Here is a 21,130-nt window from a genome sequence, read left to right on the forward strand (position 1 = left end):
AATGGCCGATTACAGCAACCGCCCGATCATCATCAAGAAGGTCAAGAAGGTCGCACACGCCCACCATGGCGGCGCCTGGAAGATTGCCTATGCGGATTTCGTGACCGCGATGATGGCCTTCTTCCTGCTGCTCTGGCTGATCAGCATGACGACGCCCGAGCAAAAGCAGGGCCTGGCCGATTATTTCGCGCCGCCCAATATCAGCGCCAGCAATAGCGGCTCGGGCGGGGTGATGGGCGGTACGGCCATGGACAGCGCCGGCGCGCAAATGTCGGGCAGTGTCTCGACCGAGGCCAAGGCCGATGCGCCCAAGCCGCAGGACAGTGTGGAGAGCGGCGCAGCAAACGCGTCTAGCCAGAGCCAGGCGCAGGCCGATATCAAGGCCAGCCAGAGCCGGGCCTTTCACAGCGCCGCCGCCAGCATCAGGCAGGCCTGGCAGGCTATGCCCGACATTACCGAGATTGCCGACAATCTGCTGGTCGAGGAAACGCCGGAGGGGCTCAATATCCAGATCGTGGATCAGGAAGGCCGCCCGATGTTCCCCGAAGGCTCGAAGTTTCCCTTCGAGCTGACGCGCAAGGCCATAGCCGCGATCGCGCCGATCCTGCAGCAATTGCCCAACCAGATCAGCATTTCCGGGCATACCGCCGCCGGCGGGGTGTTCAGCAATCCGCGCTATGGCCCATGGGACCTGTCGAGCGACCGCGCCAATGTGGTGCGCTCGATCCTGAGCGAATTCGGGCTGGCCGATGACCGTATCGAAGCCGTCACCGGCCGCTCGACCTCGGACCCGTTCTTTCCCAACGATCCCTATATGGCGGCCAATCAGCGGGTGAAGATCACCGTGCTGTATGACGCGCCGCCGGTGCCGCCGGATATGGCGTTTTAAGAAGCAGTCTGGCGGATGGTTCGTCCGACCTGTTGGAGCGCGGCGAAGGCTGTCAGTCGCCGTTCGTGCCAGGCGGCTAGGTCAGGACTGGGCCGATAGGTTTCTCCGATTTGCGACATGGCGTGCATGGCGGCACCGATATCGGCATAGCGCCCGGCGGCCACCGCGCCCAGGATGGCAGAGCCCAGCAGCACCGGTTCTTCGGACTGCGTTGCGGCGATGGTGATGCCGGTGGCGTCGGCCAATATCTGGCGGACCAAGGCGCTCTGGCCGGCGCCGCCGCTGATGACGATGGTGTCGATGGATGTGCCCTGCTCCGCCATGGCGGCAAGGATCTGGCGGACGCCATAGCCTAGACCGCTTATACCGGCGAGATAGAGGCCGACCAGGCTATCCATGCTGCGGTCCATGCCGAGGCCCGCGATCACAGCCTTGGCTTCGGGGTCGGCGAAGGGCGAGCGATTGCCCAGGAATTCGGGCACGACGTGGATGTCGCCAATCAGCGCGGGTGCGGATGCGGCGCCGCCCCGGCGCTGGGCTTCTTCGGCGAGCCAGGCGACCAGCGACAGGCCCGCGGATGCAGCGGTCCGGCTGGCTTCGGGCGTGGCGGGATGGAATTGCGTCAATTGCTCGATGGCGGCGCCGGCAGCCGATTGCCCGCCTTCATTGAGCCACAGGCCCGGCATCATGGCCGAATAATAGGGGCCCCAGACGCCGGGGACGAAACTGGGTTGGGCTGTGGTGGCCATGGTGCAGGCCGAGGTGCCGAACACATAGGCCATGCGCGACTGCACATCGCCCGCCCCGCCCCGCGCGCCCACCGTGCCGATGCCGCCGGCATGGGCGTCGATCAGGCCAGCGCCGACGGCAATGCCTGACGGAAGACCCATAGCCTCAGCTGCGATAGGTGACAGCCCTTGCCCTAGCGCCGTGCCGCCTGGCACGACTTGGGTGCCAATGCGGGCAAAGCCTTCAAGAGCAAGACTGCCGAGGCCAATGGTCTCGAAATAGCCAGCCTCCCAACGGCCTTCATGGCCCAGATACGTCCATTTGCAGGTCAGCGTGCAGATGGAACGCGCCAGGCTCCCGGTGGCGCGCCAGGTCAGATAGTCGGCCAGATCGAAGAATTGCCAGGCGGACGCAAAGGTCTGCGGCATGTGCTCGGCCAGCCAGAGCAGCTTTGGAGTTTCCATCTCGGGCGAGATGGTGCCGCCGACATAGTCGAGCACTGTGTGGCGCGTGGCATTGATGCGCTCGGCCTGGCCGAGGGCACGGTGATCCATCCAGACGATGATATTGCGGTCGGGATCGCCGGAGGCACCGACGGGTAGTGGCTTGCCGCCTTCGCCCAGGACGACGAGCGAACAGGTGGCGTCGAAGCCGATGCCATGGATGGAGGCGGGATCAATCCCCGCAATGTCGATCGCCTCACGCACACTGGCGCAGACGGCTTGCCAGATATCCTCGCTGGACTGCTCGGCAATGTCGCCGGCTTCCAGATAAAGCGCGATATTGCGTTTGGCCGAAGCCAGCATGATGCCATCGGCGTCGAACACCCCGGCCCGGGCGCTGCCGGTGCCGACATCGACGCCGATAAAGTGTTCGGCCATATTTTTTACAGATCCGTGCTGTGGGGCAGAATGACGAGGTCGCGAATGGTCACGTTGCGGGGCCGCGTAAGCATGAACATGACGGCGGCGGCGATCTCGGTCGGCTCGATCAGCCCGCCGGCGGCGAGGGTTTCATCGAGCTTTTCCTTGGGCCAATCACTGAGCAAAGCCGTCACCACCGGCCCCGGCTGCACCGCGCCGACGCGGATGCCATGCTTGAACACCTGGCGCCGCACTGTATGCACGAAGGCCTGCACTGCGTGTTTGGAGGCGGTATAGATCGGCTCCCATACGACTGGCACCATGCCCGCTATGGAGCTGGTGACGATGATATCGCCGGTCTTGCGCTCGACCATATGCGGCAGCACGGCGTGGACGGTTCGGAACACGGCATTGATATTGAGGTTGAGCATGCGGTCCCAGGCATCGGGATCGCCATCGACCACTTCGCCGCCGATATAGGAGCCGGCATTGGCGTGGAAAATGTCGAGCTTGCCGGCTTTGTCGAGAATCGCGGGCAGCATGCCGGCAACGCTGGCCGGCTCGGTCAGGTTGACGACCAGCGGGATGGCCTGGGGGCCGAGTTCAGCGCAGATTTCGCGCAGCCGATCTTCGGCGCGATCGACGAAGAAGACCTGGGCGCCGGCCCCCACCAGGGCTTTGGCGCATTCCAGCCCGATCCCCGAGGCGGCGCCGGTGATCGCGGCGACTTTTCCTGACAAATCCTGGTCCATTTTCGTGTCTTTCAATGCTTTGGGGAGGGATGGCCGCTCAGGCGCGGCCATGGGAGGCGCGCGAACGGCGGGCCAGGGAGTCGACGATAACCGCGATGGCAAGGACGCCGCCGGTGATCATGTAGCGCAGCGAGGAGCTGAGATCGAGCAGGGTCAGCCCGCTGGCGATGGACTGGATGACGATGACACCCAGCAGGGCCGAATAGGCGCTGCCCCGGCCGCCGAAGAGGCTGGTGCCACCGATCACCGCTGCGGCGATGGCGTTGAGATTGACGTCGCCCGTGCCCGCCTGCTGGCTGGCGGAGGCGAGCCGGGAGGCGGCCAGAATGCCGCCCAGGGAGGCGAACATGGCGCAGAACACAAAGGCGCTCGTATAGATCGCCTTGACGTTGATGCCGGCGCGGCGGGCGGCTTCGCGATTGCCGCCAACGGCGGTCATGGAGCGGCCCCATTGGGTGCGGGTCAGCGCATAATTCATGCCCACGACCAGCACGACGAACAGCCCGAACATCCATGGCACGCCACGCGCCTGGTTGAGATAGGCCACGGCCAGTTCGAGCCCGATGGTGACCACGGCGGCGCGCAGGATGACGCCGGTGAGTGAGTGGGCGGAGAGCCCCGCAGCCCGGCGCCGGGCGGCCGTGCGATAGCCGGTGATCAGCATGGCGAGGCCGGGCAATGCCGCCAGGGCATAGGAGGCCCAGGCCGGCATGGTCAGCAATTGGCCGAAATTCACCAGCGGGGAGCCATAGGGCAGATTGATCGAGCCCGTACCGCCGAGCAGGTAAAGCTGGAGGCCCAGCACGGCGAGCAGGCCCGCCAGAGTGGCGACGAAACTGGGCATACCGAAGCGGTTGTAGAGTTGGGCATAGAGCAGGCCAATCAGCCCGCCGACGACGATGGCGGCGAGAATGGCGAGGGCCACGGGCCAGCCTTGATTGACCCAAAGCACACCGAGCAAAGCCGAGGAAAAGCCGCTGACCGAGCCGATGGACAGATCGATTTCGCCCACCATCAGCATCAGCACTACGCCCAGCGCGATGACGCCGACAGTGGAGGAATCAAAGAGCAGATTGACCAGGTTCGCGCTCGACAGGAAGACCGGGTTGAGCGCGGTGAAGACCGTCCAGATGACGATGAGGCCCACCACTACCGGCAGCGCACCGAGATCGCCGCTGCGCACCCGATCCCAAAAGGCGCGGATAGCGCCGCTGGCGCCTTCATCATGCCTGACCCGGATGTCGGCGCGATCGAGCGGGGTGGGGTTTTCCGTGCCGGTCATGGCCGTGCCTCCTCGTTAGTGCGTCGGCCTGCGCGGCGGGATACGGAATTGTCGGAGGCGCCGGTGATGGCGCCCACCAGGTCCGCATTGGAGGCATCGGGGTAGAAGACACCGCTATTGCGGCCCAGCCGCAGCACGACGATGCGGTCGGCGACGGCGCGGACGTCTTCCATATTATGGCTGATCATGACAACGCCCAGTCCCCGATCGCGTACGCGTTCGATGAGGTTGAGCACTTCGGCCGTCTGGGCCACGCCCAGGGCGGCGGTGGGTTCGTCGAGCAGGATGAGCTTGGGGTCGAGCAGCAGCGAGCGGGCGATGGCGACGGTCTGGCGCTGGCCGCCCGAAAGGGACGCCACGGCTTCGCGAACGCTGGGGATGCGCGCGGAAAGTTCGTTGAGCAGCTTCCAGGCGCGGATTTCCATGGCCACTTCGTCGAGCTGGAGCGGGTTGATCTCCTTGCCGAGGAAAATATTGGCGACGACGTCGAGATTTTCGCAGAGCGCCAGATCCTGAAACACGGTGGCGATGCCCAGCGACAAAGCCGCGGCGGGATTGGGCAGGCTCACCTCCTTGCCGCCGAAACTGATGGTTCCCGAGCTCGGGGCGTGTACGCCGGAGAGGATTTTGACCAAGGTGGATTTGCCCGCGCCATTGTCGCCCACCAGGGCCACGACCTCGCCGGCATTCACATCGAGGTCGATATCGGTAAGGGCGGATACGGCGCCGAAATTCTTGGAAATGCCGCGCAGGCTGAGCACCGGCGCCTGGGAAATATCTGTCATGGCTGGGCCTCAATGGGGAGCCGAAAGTCGATCCGCCCGGCCCCCCGGGATGAGGGCCGGACGGGGTGATTACTGAATGATCCCAAGGGCTTTGCAACCCTCGACATAGCGATCGACGCAGAGCAGGTCGGCCGCCACGATATTCTTGTCGATGATCTCGGCCTTCAGGTTCTCGGCAGTGACCACGGCCGGGGTGAAGAGCTGGGAGGGCGTGTCGTAAAGGCTCATTTCGGCCTTTGGCGTCTCGCCCTTGAGCAATTGCACCGCGACATTGGCGGCGGCGGCGGCGACGATTTCGCTGGGTTTGGAGATGGTATTGTATTGATCGCCCGCGATAATCAGCTGCAGGGCGGCGATGGTGGCGTCATTGCCGGTGACCGGGGGAACGGGGTCGACGCCGGCCGCTTTGAAGGCCGCGATAGCGCCGCCGCCAGTGCCGTCATTGGCCGCGACGACGCCGACGATCTGGCTGCCGAAGCGGGTGATCTGGCCACTGGCCCATTGCTGGGCCTTGGGCGGAGCCCAGTCCGGAGTGTCGAATTCGGCCAGGGTTTTGTAGCCGCTTTCAGCCAGACCAGCATGAATGCCGTCCTTGATCAGGCCGGCTGCGGCATCGGTCGGGGAGCCGTTAATCTGCAGGATTCCGCCGCTATCGGGTAACACACTGTTAGCTTTGAGATGCGCAACAAGCGATTCAGCGATCGCTTTGCCAATGCCTTCGTTGTTGAACGAGACATAGAAGTCGGCCTTGGCATCGGGGATGGGTCGATCATAGGCGATGACCTTGACGCCCTGGCTTTGGGCCAGCGAGACGAGCGAGGCGGCGGCGGCGGAGTCGACGGGGTCGAGCACGATGACCTTGGCGCCCTGGGTGATCACCGAATTGAACTGCTGCTGCTGTTTGGTCGCGTCGGCATCGGCGTTTTGATAGATGACCTTGCAGGTTTCGCAGAGCTTTTTCATCTCGGCGATGAAGCCGGGGGAATCGTGTTCCTCGTAGCGGGTCGAGGCCTGGTCGGGCATCAGGAAGGCGACAGTGGCATTGGCGATATCGGCGGCCTGGGCGAAGGCCGCCGTGCTGCCGAGCAGAAACAGGGCGGATGCCGCTGCGCTGCGTTTCCATGCGAATTTGGTCATGTGGTTTCCTCCATTTGCAGCCTTGGGCTGCGGATTTTTGAGACACGTGTTTGCTATCGCGGGGCGGTTAGAGCGCGCCCGCGTCTGGTCGTTCGGCAATATGGTTCTTCCTCCCTTGGTCCTCCGGTGATCAGGCGGCTTCGGCCGCTCTTGCATTGGCCGCCAGCAAGGTCCGGAAGCGGGAGGGCGGCATGCCCTTTTGCGTCAGGAACTGGCGGTTGAAATTGGACAGATTGTTGAAGCCCACCGCGTAGCAGATCTCGATGATGGGCATGGCCTCGTCGCTCATCAGGAGCTGGCAGGCCAGGTTAATGCGCAGCCGATTGACATATTGCACCAGCGCCATGCCGGTATGGCGGCGGAAGCTGCGCGAGAAGGCGCTGGCGCTTTGCCCGGCAATGGCGGCCAGATCGCTTTCGTTGAATGGCTCGGTGAGATGGCCCCCGATATGGGCCAGAACCTTGTTGATGCCCACCGACATATAGCCGGAGGGGTCGGGCAGATAGCGGGAGCTGGCCAAAGTCCTGATATCGCTGGCCCGGCTCAGGGCGCCCATGACGCCGATGAACAATTCGATGCGCCGCACGCCCTGGGCCTCGATCAGCTCTTCGAGAGCCGGGGCGATTTCGGCGGCGGTTTGCGGGGAGAAAAGAGCCCCGTGCCGGCTGCGCTCGAGCACCCGCTCGAAGGCGCCGAGCTCGGGCAAGACCTTGATCGTATTGCCGATGAAATCTTCGGAAAATTGCACGATGCGGCAGCGCAGCGGAACACTGGCGCCATCGGGCAATTCGCTGACCCAGTTATGCGGCAGGTTGGGACCGGTCAGCACCAGATTGCCCGGCTCGAATTCGCCGATGAAGTCGCCGACGAAATAGCGGCCACGGGTGGCCACGACGTGATGCAGCTCATATTCGGGATGAAAATGCCAGCGGACGGTGTGAAATGGATAGCCGTGCGACCAGGCCTTGAAGGACTCGCCGCGCCGGATCTGGACGACTTCGAGATCAGGTTCCATCCGTCTCTCCCCTGGCCTGCCAAAAGAAGCAACGCCGCTAGCAGGCCGGTTTGCCCGGTTCTCTGCATATTGGGAGCTTAGGCCCGCAAGGTCGCCGCCGCCACCACAGAGCAGGCGTCTCACCGATACTTTTTTGACCTTTATGGCTGCCAAACTGCCCCATGATGGTGGGTCAGGCCGTATTCCGGTACCGTTGGCGAGCCTCTTGACACTGCAAAATCAAAACTGCTAATGCGTAACACCAACAGCTAATACGAATTAGCGGATTGAGGAGATGGATGTGTCCGCATCGCGGCGGTTGACCCAGAGAGACATTGCCCAATTGGCCGGCGTCAGCCAGGCAACGGTGTCGCTCGTGCTCAACGAAGCCAAGTCCGCGCAGGGCCGTATTCCGCCCGAAACGCGCGAACGCGTGCTCAAGGCCATTCGCGATACCGGCTATGTCGCCGATCCGATTGCGCGCAGCATGGTCAAGGGCGCCAACCGCATTCTGGGCGTCTTTACCTATGAGCCCGCTTTCCCGATTGCGCAGGCCGACTTTTATACTCCGTTCCTGATGGGGATCGAGGAAGCCGCCGAAAGCCTGGGCTATGATCTGCTGCTGATGACCGCTTCGGCGCGCGACAATAGCGGCCGCAAGCGCATTTTCGGCGAGAGTGGGCGGCTGCGGCTGGCCGATGGCTGCCTGATCCTGGGCAGCCAGTTCGATCGCGATGAACTGGCTCAGCTGGTTGCCGGGGATTATCCTTATGTCGCCGTGGGCCGGCGCGATGATGCCGGCGGGCCGGTGCGCTATGTCGGCGCCGACTATATTGCCGCGACCAAGACCCTGGTCGACCAGGCGCTGGCCAAGGGGCACCGGCAGTTTGCCTTTATCGGCACGACGGGTCCGGCCGAATCCATCGCCGACCGCTGGCATGGCTTCCAGAGTGCAATCAAGGGCAGGGCCGAGCTGGTCCATGTCGATGCCATCGAGAATGGCGACCCGGCACGGCAATTGGCCGAGGTTCGCGCCAGCGGCGCAACGGTCGTGTTTTTTGCCGAAGTGCTGGAAGCCGTGGCCTTCGACAATTACGCCCGGGCACAAGGCGTCAAAATCCCGAGCGATCTTTCCATCGTGGTGCTGGGCAGCGGCACGCGCACCCACACCCTGCGGCTGCACCGCGCCTTCACCTGCTACGCCATTCCCCGCGAGGAAATGGGCAGGCAGGCGGCCGCCATGCTGGTGCAGACCCTGCTCGACCCCAGCCAGGTGCCGCAAGTGCTGCTGACCTGCGAAATCGTGGCGGGCGAAACGCTCGCTCCTCCCAATGCAAAGAAAGACAGTTTGAAGTGACAGAATACAACGCGGATATCCTGGTGGTCGGCGGCGGGCTTGGCGGCGTGGCGGCAGCTTTGGGCGCCTTGCGCAATGGGCGCAGTGTCATCCTCAGCGAGGAGTTCGACTGGATCGGGGGCCAGCTGACCAGCCAGGCCGTGCCGCCGGACGAGCATACCTGGGTCGAGCAATTCGGCATCACCGCCAGCTATCGCGCCCTGCGCACCGGCGTGCGGCAATATTATCGCGACCATTATCCGCTGAGCGAAGCCGCGCGGGCCGATCTGACACTCAATCCGGGCGACGGCAATGTCTCGCGCCTGTGCCACGAGCCGAGAGTGTCGCTGGCGGTGATGGAAGCCATGCTGGCGCCCTATGCGGCGGGCGGCAAGCTGACGATTTTGAAGCCCTATGTGCCCATTGCCGCCGACGTGGACGGCGACGTGGTGCGGGCGGTTACCCTGCGCCATCGCGACACCGGCCGCACGGTGACCTGTTCGGCGCGCTATGTCATCGATGCGACCGAATTGGGCGACCTGCTGCCGTTGACCGCGACGGAATATGTCACCGGCTTTGAGGCGCAGTCCGAAACCGGCGAACCCAGTGCGCCGGCCGAAGCGCAACCGCATAATCAGCAGGCCGTTTCGATCTGCTTTGCCGTCGACCATGTGGATGGCAACCATGTCATCGACAAGCCGGCGCGTTACGATCACTGGCGGCAGGTGGCGCCCGCATTCTGGGGCGGACCGCTGCTCAGCTGGGACTCGCCCAATCCGCGCACGCTGGAGCGCAGCCGGCGGTTTTTCGATCCCAATCCGGTCGACAATGCCACCCGCGAAGTGGCCGACCAGCGCGCCAGCGCAGGCGACATGAGCCTCTGGATTTTCCGCCGCATTGCCGCGCGGCACAATTTCCAGCCCGGCGCCTATGCCAGCGACATCTGCCTCGTGAACTGGCCGATGATCGACTATTTCGAAGCCCCAATCATCGATGTGACGCCCGAGCAATATGCCCAGCGGCTGGCCGATGCGGCGAGCCTGTCCTATTCCATGTTCTATTGGATGCAGACCGAGGCCCCTCGCCCCGATGGCGGCCAGGGCTTCCCCGGCCTGCGGCTGCGCGGCGACATTACCGGCACCGAACATGGCCTGGCCATGGCGCCCTATATTCGCGAAAGCCGCCGTATCCGGGCCGTGACCACCGTGCTGGAGCAGGATTTGTCGCTTGCCGTGCGCGGCGATCGTGGGGCGGTGCATTATCGCGACAGCATCGGGGTGGGCATGTACCGCATCGACCTGCATCCCTCGACCGGTGGCGACAATTACATCGATGTGGGCGCCTGCCCGTTCGAAATTCCGCTGGGCTCGCTCATTCCGCGCCGCATGACCAATCTGCTGGCGGCGTCCAAGAATATCGGCACCACCCACATCACCAATGGCTGCTACCGGCTGCACCCGGTGGAGTGGAACATCGGCGAAGTGGCGGGAATGCTGGCGGCGCATTGCCTTGACACCGGCCAGACCCCGCATGGCGTGCAGCAAGACGACAAGCGGCTGGCCGAATTCCAAAGCCATATCGAGCACCAGGGCGTGGAACGCCGTTGGCCCGATATTTCCGGCTATTAGCTAATACGCATAATCAGGGAGGATCTTTTATGCGCAGGACTATGCTGAAAACCACATTGGCCGCTCTGGCGGTGACGACGGGGCTGGTCGCCCCGGCCCTGTCGCAGGAATTGCGGATGGCGATCTGGAGTGCCAATGAGGCTCATCTGGCCTTGTTCAACGAGATCGCCGACGAATTCGAGGCCAGCCATCCCGGCGTTACCGTCACCTATGATTCCCTCGCATTCGAAGGCTATGTGACGACGCTGACCACCCAGATTGCCGGCGGCAATCCGCCCGACCTGGCCTGGCTGTTCGACACGACGGCGCCCGATTTCATGGCGGCCGGCGCGCTCTATCCGCTGACCGACACTTTCGCCAAGACCGAAGGCTATGACATTGCCGACTTCCCGCCCGCCACACTGACCGCCTGGTCGCGCGATGGGGTGCAATATCTTTATCCGTTCTCGACCTCGCCGTTTGGCGTGTTCGTCAACAATGACATGGTCAAGGCGGCAGGCGCCAAGACCCCGGCCGAGCTGATCGCGGCCGGGGAATGGACCTGGGACAATGCCATTGCCACGGCGGCGACGGTTGCTGCCACCGGCAAGCAGGGTCTGGTCGTCCGCGATTTCGACTTCAAGATCTGGGAAAACCTGGCCGAGATCTATGCCGGATGGGGTGCCCATCCCTGGTCGGAAGATACCAAATCCTGCGCGTTCAACAGCCAGGAAATGGTTGATGCCATGACCTTTATCCATGACGCTATCTTCGTGAAAAAGGCCATGCCCGGCCCCGGCGTTTCGGCTGACTTCTTTGCCGGCGACGCGGCGATGACCACGACCCAGATCAGCCGCGCTTCCTTGCTGCCCAAGGACGACAAGGCGTTTGATTGGGACCTGGTGCCGCTGCCTTCTGGCCCGATCGGGGAATATGCCTGGGTTGGCCGGGCCGGTATCGGCGTGCTGGCCAATGGCAAAAATCCCGAGCTGGCGGCCGAATTCCTCGCCTTCTTCTCATCCAAGGACAATGTGGCAAAGCTGGCCCGTTTCTTCCCGCCGGCCCGGCAGAGCCTGCTGACCGCCGACGTGCTTTCGGCGGCCAATCCGCTGCTGACCAAGGAGCAGATCGAGACCGTGGTGATCCGCGGTGTCGCCACCGGCCAGTCCACGCAGCAGGTGCCCAATTTTGCTCAATTGCAGCAGACGGTCCGGGCCGGTCTTGATGGGCTGTGGCAGCCAGAGGCGGATATCCCCGGCGTGCTGAATACGCTGTGCGATCGGCTCAATCCGCTGCTGGCGGCGAACTAAATACGCACTCGTCTCCCTTCCCCCTGTGGGGAGGGATCAAGGGTGGGGGTATAGTTCCGCAGACACTGCGTTTGTGACTCACCCCCACCCCCTGCTTTTCGCCAGCGAAAAGCTGAGCCCTCCCCACAAGGGGGAGGGAGAAGGAAGTTAGGTATGAGCATTGCCCTCGATACATCGCAGGCGCGGCGCAAGCGCGGGTTCTGGACCATGGCGCGGCGCGATGCGGCCACCGGATATCTGTTCATCGCGCCGCAGCTGATCGGCATCGTCATCTTCGTGCTGATCCCGCTGGGGCTGGTGTTCTGGTATTCGCTGCATGAATGGAACGTGCTGGCGGGCTCGTTCCGCTTCACCGGCGCGGCCAATTACGAGAAGCTGCTGAGCGATCCGGCCATTGGCGAAGTGATGAGCGTGACCGCCGTGTTCTCGGCGGGGCTGGCGCTGCTCAATATGAGCCTGGCGCTGGGGCTGGCGCTGCTGCTCAACCAGAAACTGGCGTTCATGACAGTGTTCCGCACGCTGTTCTTTTCGCCGGTCGTGGTGTCGCTGGTGGCCTGGACGATTGTCTGGAGCTTCCTGCTGCAGAGCAATGGCGGCATTAATGGCCTGTTGCAGATGATTGGCGTGGAAGGCCCCAATTGGCTGCGCAATCCGACCACGGCGATGATCTCGGTCATTGTCGTGCAGGCGCTCAAGAATGTCGGGCTCAACATGATCCTGTTTCTGGCGGCGCTGCAGGGCGTGCCGCGCGAGCTGTTCGAGGCTGCGCGGGTCGATGGCGTGCCGCGGTTCAAGCAATTCTATCGCATCACCCTGCCAATGATCAGCCCGACCATTCTGCTGGCGTCGATCGTGACCATTGTGGGGGCGCTGCAGGTATTTGCGCAGATCATGATCCTGACCCAGGGCGGGCCCGGCTTCTCGACCACGGTTCTGGTCTATTACCTCTATCAGCAGGCCTTCCAGTTTTACCTGTTCGGCTATGGCTCGACGCTGTCCATCGTGCTGCTGGTCATTGTCGGCGCGCTCACCTTCATTCAGTGGCAGTTGCGCAGAAAGTTCGTGTTCTATGAAAACTGAGCTCAGCCCCCGCGCGCAGGCGCTGGCCTATTTGACGCTTTGCGTGCTGCTCATCCCCTTCGTCTTTCCGACCTGGTGGATGGTCACTTCATCGGTCAAGCCGGTCAGCCAGATCTTTGCCTTTCCGCCTGATATCTGGCCGCGCGCCTTTGATTTTTCGTCCTATTCGGACGTGTTCAAGATTCAGCCTTTCGCGCTGCAATATTGGAATTCGGCCTATATCGCTGCCATCGTCACCGTGGGCACGATGATCGTGGCGTCGATGGCGGGCTATGCCTTTGCGCGGATCAAGTTTCCCTTCGCCAATGCCATTTTCATGGTGGTGCTGGTGGGGCTGTTGATCCCGTCCGAGGTGACGCTGGTGCCGCTGTTCCAGCTGTTTTTGAAATGGGGCATGATCAATACGCATTGGCCGCTGATCCTGGTGCCGATCTTTGGCGCCCCGGCGGTGTTTGCCACTTTCATCATGCGCCAGTTCTTCATTTCGCTGCCGGTGGAGCTGGAAGAAGCGGCGCGCGTCGATGGGTTGGGGCGGTTCAAGATTTTCTGGACCATCGCCCTGCCGCTGGCTCGCCCGGCTTTGGCTGCCGTCGCCATCTTCACGTTCCTCGGCAGCTGGAACCTTTATCTCGAGCCGATCGTCTTCATCTCGAGCGCCGACAAATTCACCCTGCCCCAGGCGCTGACGCAATTCACCGACGCCTATGGCGGGCCGATGTGGAACATCCAGCTCGCCGCCGCGACCATGACGGCCATTCCGGTCCTCATCGTCTTCATCGTCGCCCAGAAGCAGTTCGTCGAGGGCTTGGCTCATACCGGGCTCAAAGGATAATTCAATGGCACCCGTTACCCTTTCATCCGTCAAGAAGAGCTATGGCGAAGTCGCCACCATTCATGGCGTCGATATCGACATTGCCGATGGCGAATTCGTCGTGCTGGTCGGCCCGTCCGGCTGCGGTAAATCCACCCTGCTGCGGATGATTGCGGGGCTTGAGACCATTACCGGCGGCGAGATTTCCATCGGTGGCCGGGTGGTCAATGAGCTGGAGCCCAAGGACCGCGACATTGCCATGGTGTTCCAGAATTATGCGCTCTATCCGCATATGACGGTCGCCAAGAACATGGCGTTTTCGCTCGAGCATCGCGGCGGCAGCAAGGCCGAGATTGCCGAGCGGGTGAGCTGGGCCGCCGATATTCTGGGGCTCAAGCCGCTGCTGGAGCGGTTCCCGCGCCAGCTATCGGGCGGGCAACGTCAGCGTGTCGCCATGGGCCGCGCCATTGTGCGCAATCCGCAGGTTTTCCTGTTCGACGAGCCGCTGAGCAATCTCGACGCCAAGCTGCGCGTCGTCATGCGCGGGGAGATCAAGGGCCTGCACCAGCGGCTGGGCGTGACCACAGTTTACGTCACCCATGACCAGGTCGAGGCCATGACCATGGCCGACAAGATCGTGGTGATGAATGCCGGCCGCGTCGAGCAATTCGGCGCGCCGCTTGATCTCTATGACCGGCCGGCCAATCCGTTTGTGGCGGGCTTTATCGGCTCGCCGTCGATGAATTTTATCGAAGGCCAGCTCACGCCTGATGGCTTTGCGGCCAGGGGCGTCGTGCTGCCCCTGCCGCCCGGCCCGATTGCGGGCGAGGCGATTTATGGCATCCGCCCCGAGCATTTCGAGCTGGTCAGCGATGGCCTGCCCGCCAAAGTGCTGCTGGTCGAACCCATGGGGTCGGAAACCCAGGTCACCATGACGATTGGCGAACATCAGGTGATTGGGGTGTTCCGCGAGCGGCTGCGGGCCGCGCCGGGCGCGACCATCCACGTCGCCCCGCAATTGAACGCTGTGCATCTCTTTGACGCGGCGAGCGGCAAGCGGTTGAACTAGGCTATAAGCCTTATCGTCCGAGGGGACGAAACAGGGATTAGCTATGCCATTTAACGACCTTACCCATCCAGCGCTCGATGCCTATCGCAGCGCAGTGCAAGTGCCTGCCGATTTCGATGCCTTCTGGGCCGGGACGCTGAAAGAGGCCCGCAGCTTTGGCGGCGAAGCGGTGCTGGCGCGGCTTGATTCCCCGCTGCGGCTGATCGAGGCCTATGACGTGTCGTTTCCCGGCTTTGGCGGGCATCCGATCCGTGGCTGGCTGCTGCTGCCGACCAAGCGGCGCGATCCGCTGCCGCTGGTGGTGCAATATGTGGGTTATGGCGGTGGGCGCGGCTTTGCCCATGAGTTGCTGCACTATGCAGCGGCCGGCTTTGCCTATTTCCGCATGGATACGCGCGGCCAGGGCAGTGGCTGGAGCCCGGGGGAGACACCCGATCCCATCGGTAGCACGCCGCAAATTCCCGGCATGATGACCAAGGGAATTTTGAACCCGGCCGATTATTACTATCGACGCTTGTTCACCGACGCGGTTCGCGCGCTCGATGCGCTGCTGCCGCTGTCGTTTATCGACCCGGAGCGCGTTGGGGTGACCGGCGGCAGCCAGGGCGGTGGCGTGGCTCTGGCAGTGGCGGGGCTGGATTCCCGGGTCAAGGCGCTCTCGACCGATGTGCCGTTCCTCTGCGATTTCCCCCGCGCCGTACGCATTGCCGCGCGCGACCCCTATGGCGAAATCGCGCGGTTCCTTGCGACCCATCGCGACAAGAGCGATGCCGTATTCGACACGCTGCGCTATTTCGATGGCGTGTGCTTTGCCGAACGCGCCCGGGCGCCGGCACTGTTTTCGGCCGCGCTGATGGACAATGTCTGCCCACCCTCGACGGTCTATGCCGCTCACGCCGCCTATGGCGGGCCCAAGACCATGGTGGATTACGAATTCAACGACCATGAAGGCGGCGGGCCCTATCAGCAATTGCGGCAGTTGGCGTGGTTGCAGGAGGCGCTGGGGGTCTAGCGGGCGGGCGAAGCAGAGTTCCTTGTCTTCTGGGGTGCGGTCGCGGCATAGTCATGGCGCATATCGCACACCAGGAGAGGAAACTACGATGGGACTGTTCGACGATATCAAGGCCAAGATCTTTGGCGCCCCCAAGCCCGCAGCGCCGGTGAATACGACAGCCGCGGCGGAAATGGCCAAGTCGATCGGCCTGGCCGCCGCCAATCGGGTCGGCGCCTCGGTCGCGGGCGCCCCAGCCAAGCCGGCTGCCGCCCCGTCGGCAGCCGACACCCTGGTTGCGCAGGCAGCGCCGAGCGCTGCCCCGGCTCCCGCCGCTCCCAAAGTCGCGCCTGCCGCGGCCAGCGATGTGGATGTGGCGGCAATCCTCGATGCGGCAGTGGCCAAGAGCGGGCAGAAGCTCGACTGGCGCAAATCCATCGTGGACCTGCTGAAAGCGCTGGGCCTCGACAGCAGCCTATCGGCCCGCAAGAAGCTGGCGGCGGAACTGGCCTATAGTGGCGACACCGACGATTCCGCAAAGATGAATATCTGGCTGCACAAGCAGGTGCTGCAAAAGCTAGCCGCCAATGGCGGCACGGTTCCGGCCGATTTGCTGGATTAGACTTTTCGCCGCTTGCGCGATTACCTCCGTTCATCGTCATCACCCGGCTTGTCCGGGTGATCCATGCTACAGCGCACGCCGAGACATGGATTGCCCGGACAAGCCGGGCAATGACGATGGAGGGGTGGCTTGGGAGAGTGCCGAAACATCCTCAAGTGACACGCCCGCCCGTTTTCAGGCGACGTGGGACCGCCAGGCGATAACGCCTTCGGTGCGGGCCCGTACTTCCGGCGAGGCCAGGCACGTGGCGACGGCTTCGTAGCCGGCAGCGCCGGGATACGGCGCGACCAAGGTCGGCGGGTTGTGATTGGCCGGGCAGAGCACGATGGCCTCATCCGCACCCACTGCAGTCAGATCGAGAATGGCGCAGGAGCGGGTCATCAGGAAAAGCGGCCGCGCCTCGGGTCCACGGCGTCGCAAATGGGCGATCACCGCTTCCTGCGTGGCCTGATCCAGCCCCTGCTCCACCATGTCGACGACCAGAACCACCGGGCCTTCGATTTCGAGCCCCACGATGAGCGCGGTGAGCGCCGCTGATGGCGTGGCCCCATCCTCGGTTAGCCAGGCCAGAGCCTGCTCGACGCTGGCGTTCAAAGCTGTGTCTTTGGCCAGATGGCTTTCGGCCGTCTCGCCCGCGATGAGGCGATCCAGCCCGAGAAAAGCCGCGCCGGGCGTGGTTGCGGCAATGGCTTGAGCCAGCCGCGTCTTGCCGCTGCCCAATGGGCCGATGATGTAGGTGAGCGGCTTGATGGCTGCCAGTTCGAACCGCTCACCGCCCCAGGGCCAGGGCAGGTCGAGGGCGATTTCGATTTGGCTGGCCGGGCGCAATAGAGCCGGCAATTCCCCGGCGGCCGGGGCCTGTCCGCGGGCCAGATCAGCCCGGAGATTGCGGACTTTGTCGACCGTGCCGGCAAGCTGGCGCAGGCGGCTTTCGAGCGCGGCCTGGTGCGCAGCCAGGGCTGGTTCGAGGCAATCGGGCTCGCCATTGAAGACCTGGGCCACCTGAGTGAGGCTGAGACCGAGGGAGCGCAAGGCGGCGATTTCAGCGGCCTGGGCCATTTCGGCTGGCCCATAGGTGCGCCAATTTGCTGCTGTGCGGACCGGCGCCAGCAGACCGCGTTGTTCGTAAAGGCGCAGGGCCTTGGTTGATACGCCGAGCCGGCGGGCGGCTGCGGCGGCGTTGATAAATTGGGCGGAAGAGCTCACGACTCACCTCGCTATTGGCTGACCGCACCTGTTTGGGCCCGGTCCCAAGGGCCGGGTCAATAGGATTAGCGAGTGGGCCGCGACGCCTAGTGACCGACCGGGCCGGTGAGGTGGCGGTAGGCGCCGTGCCAATAGAGCAATGGCTGGGCTTCGCCGCGCACGGTGATGGCGCGGACGCGGCCGATCAGGATTGAATGGGAATGGCGGTCGATGGCTTCGTCGAGCTCGCAATCGAGCACGGTCAGCGCATCGGATAGGGCCGATGTTCCGGTGACCAATTCCTGCCAATCGGCGCCTTGGTAGCGCTCATTTCCCTTCACCCCGCCGCGGCCGGCGAAGCGGTCGGCGATGTGTTGCTGATCGTGCGCCAGCACGTTGACGGCAAAGGTGCCGTAGCGCTGCAGCACCGGCCATGAGGACGAATTGCGATTGAGGCTGACCAGCACCGAGGGCGGCTCGATCGAGAGCGAAGAGACCGAGGTGGCGGTGAAACCGGTCCGGTCCTCGCCGCGGCCCACCGTGATGACGCTGACCGCGCCGGCAAGATGGCGCATGGAGTCCTTGAACTGACCGACGTCTACGGCAAGCTGCTGCGGTGGCGCAAAGCTGGCGAAATCCAATATCGACATCGAAACGTCCTCTCTATTCTGCGGCCATTGCCGGGATTGAAACCGCCGCCAGATGCGGGGCACGAAGGGGAAGATTTGCAGTGCGGGTGGCGGCGGCTTCGGCCAGCAGCCAATCGCGGAACAGCGCCACATGGGGCAGCCGGGCCTTGTGCGGCGCGGCGGCGAAGAAATAGGAGAACTCCACCGGCTGGGGCGCGCCGAAGGGCGAGACCAGCCGCCCGGCGGCCAGATCGGCCTCGACCAGCCGCAGTTTGCCCAGGCCAACGCCCTGCCCAGCCAGAGCTGCGTCGAGCAGCAGGGAAGATTGGTTGAACCGCGTTCCCGGCTCCCCCAGGCGCAGGTCGACGCCATGGGCGCGCAGCCAAGATGGCCAATCGGGGCAGGACGCATCGCGCTCCGGGCCATCTTCGTGCAGGAGCGGCACGCCGAGCAGGGCATGGGGCCCGCGGGAGAGGCCATGCTGTTCGGCAAGGGCGGGGCTGCAGACGGGCAGCACGGCTTCGGAAAAGAGTTTGTCGACCGTAAGGCCGGGATAGGCACCAAAGCCGTAGCGGATGACGCAATCGGTGTCGTCGCGGGACGGATCGACCAGCTTGACCGAGGCATCGAGCAGCACTTCGAGATCGGGCGCGCGCCGGCGCAGCGCCGCGAGGCGCGGCACCAGCCATTTGCTGGCAAAAGAGGGCGCCACCGAAATCCTGATCGGCGCGGCTTCGCCCGCCGTGGTCAGGCGCGCCATGGTATCCAGCACGCGATCGAATGCATCGGTGAGGCCGGGCATCAGCGTCTTGCCCGTATCGGTCAGCTCGAGCTGGCCCCGATTGCGCAGGAACAGGGTCTGGCCGACATAATCTTCCAATAGGCGGATCTGCTGGCCGATGGCGGCGGAGGTGACATGCAGTTCATCGGCCGCGCGGGTGAAACTCAGATGGCGCGCCGTGGCGACAAAGGCCCGCAACGAGGTCAATGGGGGCAGCCGCGCCAGGGTTGGCGGCATGGATCGGACACGGGGGCGCGCTGCAATGTTCATGCACCCATAGCACCACAAAGGCGCGGCCAAGCACGAGAGCGGGCTTTGCAAATGCAGCGCGACCCAGACAAATTTCCTCGCCGCCAGCAGGGGTTCGCTAGAACACAATCCTAAAAACTCAGAATGTCTATCAATCTAGTAGAATTGAAGATGCTGCCGACTGCGGCAGTTCGGGTCCGGCTTGGGGCCGCGCTTTGGTGGCCAGGGCGACCACAACAATTTCTATCGGCAACGCATAATAGTCCTTTCTGGACTGCGGCGCGGCGGGCGGCGAGCTTGGCTTGATCAAACCGCTTTCGCCAGTGCGGAAGCTGCCGAACAGGATTTGGAATGGCCAAGGATAAAATTTTTCTCATTGCCCCGGCTTCACCGACCCCAAGCGGGACGATGGCCCGTTCATCTGCCCCTATTGCAACCAGATCGAGGGCATCCTCGCCAGTTTTCCCGAATTGGCCACCAAGCTCGAGGTCACGCGCCTGCCGTTTCCCCGGCCGCGCCAGCCGGTGATCGATCTGATCGGCGAGGATAATCAGGGCCTGCCGGTGCTGGTGCTTGGCGATAATCCTCCGGCCGACGCCAAGGTGGTAGGCGGTCAATATTTCATCAATGACACCAGCCGCATTCTCGCGCTGCTGGCCGAGCGGCACGGCTTCCCCAAGGTGCATTGATGGGCAATCCGCCCTGCCCCGGCTAGTCGCGCAGCAGGGGCAGGAGTTGGTCACCCTGCCGCTTTATTTCGGGCAGGTAGGGCGTGTCGGACAGCACGAATTGGGTGATGCCCAGATCGCGGTATTTGCGCAGCGAGCGGGCGACATCTTCGGCTGAACCGACCAGCCAGGTGGTGCCGGCGCCACCGCCGCCATATTTGCCGGGCGCGGTATAGAGATTGTCGTCGAGCACGTCGCCCTGGCTGTGCAGGTCGAGCAGCCGCTGCTGGCCGACGGCGGTGGCGCGCTTGTGGTCGTTCCAATTGGTGCCGCTGCCGGCGGCCATGGCGGCAACCTTGGCCTCGGCATCGGCCCAAGCCTCAGCCGTCGTGTCGCGCACGAGTGTGGTGATACGCAGCCCGAATTCGAGCGGCGGCAGGTCGCGGTCGAGTGTCTTGCTCAGGCCCTTGAGGCGTTCGATGCGCTCGCGCACACCATCGAGCGGTTCGCCCCAGAACAATTGGACATCGGCCTCGGTCGCCGCCACCCGCTCGGCCGCTTCGGAAGCGCCGCCGAAATAGAGTTTGGGGTGCAGCCGCTCGCCACGCGCGGCAATGCGCGGCACGACAGTGGAGCCGGCAACGGCAAAATGCTCGCCGTCAAAGCTGACATTCTCCTCGCGCCAGAGGCGACGCACCAGACGCATGAATTCCCTGGTGCGGGCATAGCGATGGGCCTGGTCGCCCTCGGCGTCGCCATAGGCGGCCAGATTGTCCTGGCCCGAGACGATGTTGATGCGCACGCGGCCGCCGGTCAGGTGATCGAGCGTTGCCGCAGCGGAGGCGAAATTGGCCGGCCGCCAATAGCCGGGCCGGATGGCGATGAGCGGTTCGAACGTGGTGGTGCGCGCGGCCAGCGCCGTGGCCAATGTGAACGTATCCGGGCGGCCCCAGCCGGTGCCCAGCAGGGCGCCGGTCCAGCCATGGTGTTCCAGCGCTTTGGCGTGGCTGGTCAGGGTTTGCAGGCTATTGTGATCGGCGGTTTCGGCATCGCCGCGGTGGCCGGCTTTGACGTCATTGGGGATGTACCACAGGAATTCGGATGTGCCGGTCATGCTGGGATTTGCCGCTCCAAAGTATCGGGCGCGCAGGCTAGCTGAGGGCGCCGATGCGATCCCGTCATTTTGGCTAGCGGGCGCACGAAGCGTTGCTTTGCGCTGGTGGGCAATCTTTGTGGGCAGCGAATTGGGCAACAACCGGCTCTATAAAGCGGCAAGTGGAGCATGGGGGCATCGAGCCGGCGAGCTCGGAGAAAACATCCATCCAAGCAGTTGAAACTTGGGCGCCGGACGTGCAGTTTTC

Annotated in this window: 19 protein-coding genes and 1 pseudogene; 10 read left to right on the forward strand and 10 right to left on the reverse strand. The window is 63.7% G+C overall.

Features of this window, described 5'->3' with window-relative positions:
* Position 1 precedes the first annotated feature (1 nt).
* A complete protein-coding gene (locus tag N8A98_RS06510) occupies positions 2-889 on the forward strand; it encodes a flagellar motor protein MotB (protein ID WP_262170078.1) in 888 nt (295 codons plus the stop codon).
* Here the strand turns inward: N8A98_RS06510 and N8A98_RS06515 are convergent.
* The 6 genes from N8A98_RS06515 to N8A98_RS06540 form a co-directional block, all read right to left on the reverse strand.
* On the reverse strand, positions 886-2,499 hold the full coding sequence (locus N8A98_RS06515) for an FGGY-family carbohydrate kinase (RefSeq protein ID WP_262170080.1): 1,614 nt from the start codon (positions 2,497-2,499) through the stop codon (positions 886-888). The genes N8A98_RS06510 and N8A98_RS06515 overlap by 4 nt on opposite strands.
* Positions 2,500-2,504: 5 nt before the next feature.
* A complete protein-coding gene (locus tag N8A98_RS06520) occupies positions 2,505-3,233 on the reverse strand; it encodes an SDR family oxidoreductase (RefSeq protein WP_262170082.1) in 729 nt (242 codons plus the stop codon).
* A gap of 37 nt (positions 3,234-3,270) precedes the next feature.
* Positions 3,271-4,515 carry a sugar ABC transporter permease gene (locus N8A98_RS06525; RefSeq protein WP_262170084.1) on the reverse strand — a complete coding sequence of 415 codons (1,245 nt, stop codon included), beginning with the start codon at positions 4,513-4,515 and terminating at the stop codon, positions 3,271-3,273.
* Positions 4,512-5,300: an ATP-binding cassette domain-containing protein gene (locus tag N8A98_RS06530; protein WP_262170086.1), complete on the reverse strand. Its 789-nt coding sequence runs from the start codon at positions 5,298-5,300 to the stop codon at positions 4,512-4,514. The genes N8A98_RS06525 and N8A98_RS06530 overlap by 4 nt, the downstream gene beginning before the upstream one ends.
* Before the next feature lie 69 nt (positions 5,301-5,369).
* Positions 5,370-6,437 (reverse strand): ABC transporter substrate-binding protein, encoded by a 1,068-nt coding sequence (locus N8A98_RS06535; protein WP_262170088.1) that lies wholly within the window; start codon positions 6,435-6,437, stop codon positions 5,370-5,372.
* 130 nt (positions 6,438-6,567) lie between these two features.
* Positions 6,568-7,452, reverse strand: a complete 885-nt coding sequence (locus N8A98_RS06540) for an AraC family transcriptional regulator (RefSeq protein WP_262170090.1) — start codon at positions 7,450-7,452, stop codon at positions 6,568-6,570.
* A gap of 280 nt (positions 7,453-7,732) precedes the next feature.
* On the opposite strand from N8A98_RS06540, the gene N8A98_RS06545 reads away from it, so the two are divergent.
* The 8 genes from N8A98_RS06545 (at position 7,733) to N8A98_RS06580 (ending at position 16,257) form a co-directional block, all read left to right on the forward strand.
* Positions 7,733-8,788: a LacI family DNA-binding transcriptional regulator gene (locus N8A98_RS06545; protein WP_262170091.1), complete on the forward strand. Its 1,056-nt coding sequence runs from the start codon at positions 7,733-7,735 to the stop codon at positions 8,786-8,788.
* Entirely contained in the window at positions 8,785-10,395 is a 1,611-nt protein-coding gene (locus N8A98_RS06550; protein ID WP_262170093.1) for an FAD-dependent oxidoreductase, read from the forward strand. Before N8A98_RS06545 ends, N8A98_RS06550 begins: the two co-directional genes overlap by 4 nt.
* Positions 10,396-10,424: 29 nt before the next feature.
* Complete coding sequence (locus tag N8A98_RS06555; RefSeq protein WP_262170095.1) at positions 10,425-11,684, forward strand: ABC transporter substrate-binding protein; 1,260 nt, start codon at positions 10,425-10,427, stop codon at positions 11,682-11,684.
* A 153-nt stretch (positions 11,685-11,837) separates the two neighbouring features.
* Entirely contained in the window at positions 11,838-12,764 is a 927-nt protein-coding gene (locus N8A98_RS06560) for a carbohydrate ABC transporter permease (RefSeq protein ID WP_262170096.1), read from the forward strand.
* Positions 12,754-13,596: a carbohydrate ABC transporter permease gene (locus N8A98_RS06565; RefSeq protein WP_113121387.1), complete on the forward strand. Its 843-nt coding sequence runs from the start codon at positions 12,754-12,756 to the stop codon at positions 13,594-13,596. Before N8A98_RS06560 ends, N8A98_RS06565 begins: the two co-directional genes overlap by 11 nt.
* 4 nt (positions 13,597-13,600) lie before the next feature.
* Entirely contained in the window at positions 13,601-14,644 is a 1,044-nt protein-coding gene (locus N8A98_RS06570; RefSeq protein ID WP_262170099.1) for an ABC transporter ATP-binding protein, read from the forward strand.
* 43 nt (positions 14,645-14,687) lie between these two features.
* Positions 14,688-15,656 carry an acetylxylan esterase gene (locus N8A98_RS06575; protein ID WP_262170100.1) on the forward strand — a complete coding sequence of 323 codons (969 nt, stop codon included), beginning with the start codon at positions 14,688-14,690 and terminating at the stop codon, positions 15,654-15,656.
* 88 nt (positions 15,657-15,744) lie between these two features.
* Positions 15,745-16,257, forward strand: coding sequence for a DUF3597 domain-containing protein (locus N8A98_RS06580; RefSeq protein WP_262170101.1), 513 nt, complete (start codon positions 15,745-15,747; stop codon positions 16,255-16,257).
* Between the two features lie 174 nt (positions 16,258-16,431).
* Here N8A98_RS06580 and N8A98_RS06585 read toward each other — a convergent pair whose 3' ends face one another.
* The 3 genes from N8A98_RS06585 to gcvA all read right to left on the reverse strand — a co-directional run bounded on the left by N8A98_RS06585 (position 16,432) and on the right by gcvA (position 19,122).
* Positions 16,432-17,463: a MerR family transcriptional regulator gene (locus tag N8A98_RS06585; RefSeq protein ID WP_262170102.1), complete on the reverse strand. Its 1,032-nt coding sequence runs from the start codon at positions 17,461-17,463 to the stop codon at positions 16,432-16,434.
* A gap of 86 nt (positions 17,464-17,549) precedes the next feature.
* The gene (locus N8A98_RS06590; protein ID WP_390888806.1) at positions 17,550-18,092 is read right to left on the reverse strand and encodes a flavin reductase family protein; all 543 of its coding nucleotides are present in this window, start codon (positions 18,090-18,092) and stop codon (positions 17,550-17,552) included.
* A gap of 13 nt (positions 18,093-18,105) precedes the next feature.
* Positions 18,106-19,122 carry a transcriptional regulator GcvA gene (gcvA, locus tag N8A98_RS06595; RefSeq protein ID WP_262170104.1) on the reverse strand — a complete coding sequence of 339 codons (1,017 nt, stop codon included), beginning with the start codon at positions 19,120-19,122 and terminating at the stop codon, positions 18,106-18,108.
* 330 nt (positions 19,123-19,452) lie between these two features.
* On the opposite strand from gcvA, the pseudogene N8A98_RS06600 reads away from it, so the two are divergent.
* Positions 19,453-19,790: pseudogene (locus N8A98_RS06600) on the forward strand (DUF3088 domain-containing protein).
* A gap of 22 nt (positions 19,791-19,812) precedes the next feature.
* On the opposite strand, the gene N8A98_RS06605 reads toward N8A98_RS06600, so the two are convergent.
* The gene (locus N8A98_RS06605) at positions 19,813-20,883 is read right to left on the reverse strand and encodes an LLM class flavin-dependent oxidoreductase (protein WP_262170106.1); all 1,071 of its coding nucleotides are present in this window, start codon (positions 20,881-20,883) and stop codon (positions 19,813-19,815) included.
* Between the last annotated feature and the right edge of the window lie 247 nt (positions 20,884-21,130).

The sequence above is a fragment of the Devosia neptuniae genome (genome assembly GCF_025452235.1).
Taxonomy (GTDB): domain Bacteria; phylum Pseudomonadota; class Alphaproteobacteria; order Rhizobiales; family Devosiaceae; genus Devosia.